Source organism: Microbacterium sp. GXS0129 (assembly GCF_044769785.1).
GTDB lineage: Bacteria > Actinomycetota > Actinomycetes > Actinomycetales > Microbacteriaceae > Microbacterium > Microbacterium nymphoidis.
In genome coordinates, this window is sequence record NZ_JBIZVZ010000012.1 from 1 (window position 1) to 4648 (window position 4648).

The following is a 4648-nucleotide window of genomic DNA, read 5'->3' on the forward strand; positions in this document are numbered from 1 at the left end:
CTTGAGCATGCTTGGCGGAGATTGGACGGACGGAACGATGACGGATTTCAAGTGGCGCCATTTCCAGGGTGATGTGATCCTGTGGGCGGTGCGCTGGTATTGTCGCTATCCGATCAGCTATCGCGACCTTGAGGAAATGCTGGCGGAACGCGGCATTTCGGTCGACCATACGACGATCTATCGCTGGGTCCAGTGCTACGCCCCGGAGATGGAGAAGCGGCTGCGCTGGTTCTGGCGGCGTGGCTTTGATCCGAGCTGGCGCCTGGATGAAACCTACGTCAAGGTGCGGGGCAAGTGGACCTACCTGTACCGGGCAGTCGACAAGCGGGGCGACACGATCGATTTCTACCTGTCGCCGACCCGCAGCGCCAAGGCAGCGAAGCGGTTCCTGGGCAAGGCCCTGCGAGGCCTGAAGCACTGGGAAAAGCCTGCCACGCTCAATACCGACAAAGCGCCGAGCTATGGTGCAGCGATCACCGAATTGAAGCGCGAAGGAAAGCTGGACCGGGAGACGGCCCACCGGCAGGTGAAGTATCTCAATAACGTGATCGAAGCCGATCACGGAAAGCTCAAGATACTGATCAAGCCGGTGCGCGGTTTCAAATCGATCCCCACGGCCTATGCCACGATCAAGGGATTCGAAGTCATGCGAGCCCTGCGCAAAGGACAGGCTCGCCCCTGGTGCCTGCAGCCCGGCATCAGGGGCGAGGTGCGCCTTGTGGAGAGAGCTTTTGGCATTGGGCCCTCGGCGCTGACGGAGGCCATGGGCATGCTCAACCACCATTTCGCAGCAGCCGCCTGATCGGCGCAGAGCGACAGCCTACCTCTGACTGCCGCCAATCTTTGCAACAGAGCCACCCAGTGGACATAAGCCTGTTCGGTTCGTAAGCTATAATGCAAGTAGCGTATGCGCTCACGCAACTGGTCCAGAACCTTGACCGAACGCAGCGGTGGTAACGGCGCAGTGGCGGTTTTCATGGCTTGTTATGACTGTTTTTTTGTACAGTCTATGCCTCGGGCATCCAAGCAGCAAGCGCGTTACGCCGTGGGTCGATGTTTGATGTTATGGAGCAGCAACGATGTTACGCAGCAGGGCAGTCGCCCTAAAACAAAGTTAGACATCATGAGGGAAGCGGTGACCATCGAAATTTCGAACCAACTATCAGAGGTGCTAAGCGTCATTGAGCGCCATCTGGAATCAACGTTGCTGGCCGTGCATTTGTACGGCTCCGCAGTGGATGGCGGCCTGAAGCCATACAGCGATATTGATTTGTTGGTTACTGTGGCCGTAAAGCTTGATGAAACGACGCGGCGAGCATTGCTCAATGACCTTATGGAGGCTTCGGCTTTCCCTGGCGAGAGCGAGACGCTCCGCGCTATAGAAGTCACCCTTGTCGTGCATGACGACATCATCCCGTGGCGTTATCCGGCTAAGCGCGAGCTGCAATTTGGAGAATGGCAGCGCAATGACATTCTTGCGGGTATCTTCGAGCCAGCCATGATCGACATTGATCTAGCTATCCTGCTTACAAAAGCAAGAGAACATAGCGTTGCCTTGGTAGGTCCGGCAGCGGAGGAATTCTTTGACCCGGTTCCTGAACAGGATCTATTCGAGGCGCTGAGGGAAACCTTGAAGCTATGGAACTCGCAGCCCGACTGGGCCGGCGATGAGCGAAATGTAGTGCTTACGTTGTCCCGCATTTGGTACAGCGCAATAACCGGCAAAATCGCGCCGAAGGATGTCGCTGCCGACTGGGCAATAAAACGCCTACCTGCCCAGTATCAGCCCGTCTTACTTGAAGCTAAGCAAGCTTATCTGGGACAAAAAGAAGATCACTTGGCCTCACGCGCAGATCACTTGGAAGAATTTATTCGCTTTGTGAAAGGCGAGATCATCAAGTCAGTTGGTAAATGATGTCTAACAATTCGTTCAAGCCGACCGCGCTACGCGCGGCGGCTTAACTCCGGCGTTAACCTCTGAGGAAGAATTGTGAAACTATCACTAATGGTAGCTATATCGAAGAATGGAGTTATCGGGAATGGCCCTGATATTCCATGGAGTGCCAAAGGTGAACAGCTCCTGTTTAAAGCTATTACCTATAACCAATGGCTGTTGGTTGGACGCAAGACTTTTGAATCAATGGGAGCATTACCCAACCGAAAGTATGCGGTCGTAACACGTTCAAGTTTTACATCTGACAATGAGAACGTATTGATCTTTCCATCAATTAAAGATGCTTTAACCAACCTAAAGAAAATAACGGATCATGTCATTGTTTCAGGTGGTGGGGAGATATACAAAAGCCTGATCGATCAAGTAGATACACTACATATATCTACAATAGACATCGAGCCGGAAGGTGATGTTTACTTTCCTGAAATCCCCAGCAATTTTAGGCCAGTTTTTACCCAAGACTTCGCCTCTAACATAAATTATAGTTACCAAATCTGGAAAAAGGGTTAACAAGTGGCAGCAACGGATTCGCAAACCTGTCACGCCTTTTGTACCAAAAGCCGCGCCAGGTTTGCGATCCGCTGTGCCAGGCGTTAGATGCACTAAGCACATAATTGCTCACAGCCAAACTATCAGGTCAAGTCTGCTTTTATTATTTTTAAGCGTGCATAATAAGCCCTACACAAATTGGGAGATATATCATGAAAGGCTGGCTTTTTCTTGTTATCGCAATAGTTGGCGAAGTAATCGCAACATCCGCATTAAAATCTAGCGAGGGCTTTACTAAGCTTGCCCCTTCCGCCGTTGTCATAATCGGTTATGGCATCGCATTTTATTTTCTTTCTCTGGTTCTGAAATCCATCCCTGTCGGTGTTGCTTATGCAGTCTGGTCGGGACTCGGCGTCGTCATAATTACAGCCATTGCCTGGTTGCTTCATGGGCAAAAGCTTGATGCGTGGGGCTTTGTAGGTATGGGGCTCATAATTGCTGCCTTTTTGCTCGCCCGATCCCCATCGTGGAAGTCGCTGCGGAGGCCGACGCCATGGTGACGGTGTTCGGCATTCTGAATCTCACCGAGGACTCCTTCTTCGATGAGAGCCGGCGGCTAGACCCCGCCGGCGCTGTCACCGCGGCGATCGAAATGCTGCGAGTCGGATCAGACGTCGTGGATGTCGGACCGGCCGCCAGCCATCCGGACGCGAGGCCTGTATCGCCGGCCGATGAGATCAGACGTATTGCGCCGCTCTTAGACGCCCTGTCCGATCAGATGCACCGTGTTTCAATCGACAGCTTCCAACCGGAAACCCAGCGCTATGCGCTCAAGCGCGGCGTGGGCTACCTGAACGATATCCAAGGATTTCCTGACCCTGCGCTCTATCCCGATATTGCTGAGGCGGACTGCAGGCTGGTGGTTATGCACTCAGCGCAGCGGGATGGCATCGCCACCCGCACCGGTCACCTTCGACCCGAAGACGCGCTCGACGAGATTGTGCGGTTCTTCGAGGCGCGGGTTTCCGCCTTGCGACGGAGCGGGGTCGCTGCCGACCGGCTCATCCTCGATCCGGGGATGGGATTTTTCTTGAGCCCCGCACCGGAAACATCGCTGCACGTGCTGTCGAACCTTCAAAAGCTGAAGTCGGCGTTGGGGCTTCCGCTATTGGTCTCGGTGTCGCGGAAATCCTTCTTGGGCGCCACCGTTGGCCTTCCTGTAAAGGATCTGGGTCCAGCGAGCCTTGCGGCGGAACTTCACGCGATCGGCAATGGCGCTGACTACGTCCGCACCCACGCGCCTGGAGATCTGCGAAGCGCAATCACCTTCTCGGAAACCCTCGCGAAATTTCGCAGTCGCGACGCCAGAGACCGAGGGTTAGATCATGCCTAGCATTCACCTTCCGGCCGCCCGCTAGCGGACCCTGGTCAGGTTCCGCGAAGGTGGGCGCAGACATGCTGGGCTCGTCAGGATCAAACTGCACTATGAGGCGGCGGTTCATACCGCGCCAGGGGAGCGAATGGACAGCGAGGAGCCTCCGAACGTTCGGGTCGCCTGCTCGGGTGATATCGACGAGGTTGTGCGGCTGATGCACGACGCTGCGGCGTGGATGTCCGCCAAGGGAACGCCCGCCTGGGACGTCGCGCGGATCGACCGGACATTCGCGGAGACCTTCGTCCTGAGATCCGAGCTCCTAGTCGCGAGTTGCAGCGACGGCATCGTCGGCTGTTGCACCTTGTCGGCCGAGGATCCCGAGTTCTGGCCCGACGCCCTCAAGGGGGAGGCCGCATATCTGCACAAGCTCGCGGTGCGACGGACACATGCGGGCCGGGGTGTCAGCTCCGCGCTGATCGAGGCTTGCCGCCATGCCGCGCGAACGCAGGGGTGCGCCAAGCTGCGGCTCGACTGCCACCCGAACCTGCGTGGCCTATACGAGCGGCTCGGATTCACCCACGTCGACACTTTCAATCCCGGCTGGGATCCAACCTTCATCGCAGAACGCCTAGAACTCGAAATCTAACGTCCGTTCGGGCATCGAGGTCCATGTCGGGGTGGGACGGGCCCGTGGCTTCAAGATCACTTGCAGTCCGACCGCGATGTCTTGGTTGCGCGAGAGGTTGTCGATATGGCTCTGTTGCAAAAATCGTGAAGCTTGAGCATGCTTGGCGGAGATTGGACGGACGGAACGATGACGGATTTCAAGT

At 55.7% G+C, this 4648-nt stretch carries 6 protein-coding genes and 2 pseudogenes; 6 read left to right on the top strand and 2 right to left on the bottom strand.

All coding sequences use genetic code 11. The features are described 5' to 3' along the window. The first annotated feature begins 37 nt into the window (after positions 1–37). Positions 38–802 carry an IS6-like element IS6100 family transposase gene (locus tag ACIQJ5_RS17410; protein WP_001389365.1) on the top strand — a complete coding sequence of 255 codons (765 nt, stop codon included), beginning with the start codon at positions 38–40 and terminating at the stop codon, positions 800–802. A gap of 46 nt (positions 803–848) precedes the next feature. On the opposite strand, the pseudogene ACIQJ5_RS17415 reads toward ACIQJ5_RS17410, so the two are convergent. Next, positions 849–978: pseudogene (locus tag ACIQJ5_RS17415) on the bottom strand (integrase); the annotation flags it as partial. 145 nt (positions 979–1123) lie between these two features. On the opposite strand from ACIQJ5_RS17415, the pseudogene ACIQJ5_RS17420 reads away from it, so the two are divergent. The 5 genes and pseudogenes from ACIQJ5_RS17420 (at position 1124) to ACIQJ5_RS17440 (ending at position 4464) form a co-directional block, all read left to right on the top strand. Beyond that, positions 1124–1962 (top strand): annotated as a pseudogene (locus ACIQJ5_RS17420) (AadA family aminoglycoside 3''-O-nucleotidyltransferase). A 28-nt stretch (positions 1963–1990) separates the two neighbouring features. Continuing rightward, complete coding sequence (gene dfrA1, locus ACIQJ5_RS17425; protein ID WP_071846295.1) at positions 1991–2464, top strand: trimethoprim-resistant dihydrofolate reductase DfrA1; 474 nt, start codon at positions 1991–1993, stop codon at positions 2462–2464. Positions 2465–2655: 191 nt separating this feature from the next. Continuing rightward, positions 2656–3003: a quaternary ammonium compound efflux SMR transporter QacE delta 1 gene (locus ACIQJ5_RS17430; RefSeq protein WP_000679427.1), complete on the top strand. Its 348-nt coding sequence runs from the start codon at positions 2656–2658 to the stop codon at positions 3001–3003. Beyond that, the gene (gene sul1, locus ACIQJ5_RS17435; RefSeq protein WP_000259031.1) at positions 2997–3836 is read left to right on the top strand and encodes a sulfonamide-resistant dihydropteroate synthase Sul1; all 840 of its coding nucleotides are present in this window, start codon (positions 2997–2999) and stop codon (positions 3834–3836) included. The genes ACIQJ5_RS17430 and sul1 overlap by 7 nt, the downstream gene beginning before the upstream one ends. A 127-nt stretch (positions 3837–3963) precedes the next feature. Further along, a complete protein-coding gene (locus ACIQJ5_RS17440; RefSeq protein ID WP_000376623.1) occupies positions 3964–4464 on the top strand; it encodes a GNAT family N-acetyltransferase in 501 nt (166 codons plus the stop codon). Here the strand turns inward: ACIQJ5_RS17440 and ACIQJ5_RS17445 are convergent. Next, positions 4447–4648, bottom strand: a 202-nt coding sequence (locus ACIQJ5_RS17445) for a hypothetical protein (protein ID WP_206398217.1), incomplete at its 5' end; no start/stop codon positions are given. The two genes, ACIQJ5_RS17440 and ACIQJ5_RS17445, sit on opposite strands and share 18 nt — an antisense overlap.